The sequence below is a fragment of the Oleiphilus sp. HI0066 genome, assembly GCF_001635725.1.
In genome coordinates this window covers 1-960 of the sequence record NZ_LWFH01000160.1, presented here as the reverse complement: position 1 = coordinate 960, position 960 = coordinate 1, and the positions used below count along the sequence as shown (strand labels likewise).

Below are 960 nucleotides of genomic sequence, written 5' to 3'. Positions count from 1 at the left end.
CGCCAAGAATCTTCTCTGCACCTGCTAATGCAACTGCTGATACTTCTGCACGTAGTTCTTCACGTACACGATTCTTTTCTTGCTCAATTTCTGCTTGCGCTGCATTCAGAAGACGATCGCCTTCAGTTTTTGCAGTTTCTTTAGCCTCGTCAACGATTTGGCTAGCACGCTTGTTCGCTTGCTCAATAAGCTCAGCTGCTTTAGTTTTTGCTTCTTTCAATTCTTCATCTGCTTTTTGTTGAGCAAGTTCCAAATCTTTTGAAGCACGGTCAGCTGCAGCTAAACCATCGGAAATCTTCTTTTCACGCTCTTGCATGGCAGCCATGATTGGCGGCCATACATATTTCATGCAGAACAACACGAAAACAGCGAAGAAGATTATTTGTCCTATAAGTGTGTAATTAAGATTCACACCAATAACCTCGCTTTGTTGCCGGTTTACTTAGTCAGAAATACTTAAACCTTAATGGATTAAGCACCAACACCTGGAGCAACTACGAAGATCAAGTACATAGCAATACCAACACCGATGATTGGAATAGCATCGATCAAACCAGCAAGTAAGAACATCTTACCTTGTAGCATTGGGCCAAGCTCTGGCTGACGCGCTGTGCCTTCAAGCAAACGGCCGCCTAGAAGACCCATACCTACTGCTGCACCAAGTGCACCCAAACCAAGCATAATTGCAGCTGCAATGATTACTAGTTCCATTTTTTTCTCCTATCTTTTAGATTTCAATTTAAAAATGAAGTGAGTAAAACTCGTTTAGTGGTCTTCGTGAGCCATGCTCAAGTAAACCACGGTTAAAACCATAAATATGAACGCCTGAAGAGTGATAACTAGAATATGGAAAATCGCCCAACCTAGTTGTAAGAAGCCACCAAACAGACCAAAGAATAGTCCCGCGCTGTACATAACGGCGATCAAAATAAAGATCATTTCGCCTGCATACATGTTACC

The 960-nt window shown here is 42.4% G+C and carries 3 protein-coding genes; all 3 read right to left on the bottom strand.

What is annotated here, in order from left to right:
- Positions 1-412, bottom strand: a 412-nt coding sequence (locus A3738_RS02760) for a F0F1 ATP synthase subunit B (RefSeq protein WP_082889940.1), incomplete at its 3' end; no start/stop codon positions are given.
- A 59-nt stretch (positions 413-471) separates the two neighbouring features.
- Positions 472-711 (bottom strand): F0F1 ATP synthase subunit C, encoded by a 240-nt coding sequence (gene atpE / locus A3738_RS02755; protein ID WP_068453646.1) that lies wholly within the window; start codon positions 709-711, stop codon positions 472-474.
- Between the two features lie 54 nt (positions 712-765).
- On the bottom strand, positions 766-960 hold a 195-nt coding region (locus A3738_RS02750; RefSeq protein ID WP_197473532.1), incomplete at its 5' end, for a F0F1 ATP synthase subunit A.

Coding starts and splice junctions, on each gene's coding strand:
- atpE (WP_068453646.1), bottom strand. CDS start 711: ATGGAACTAGTAATCATTGCAGCTGCAATTATGCTTGGTTTGGGTGCA.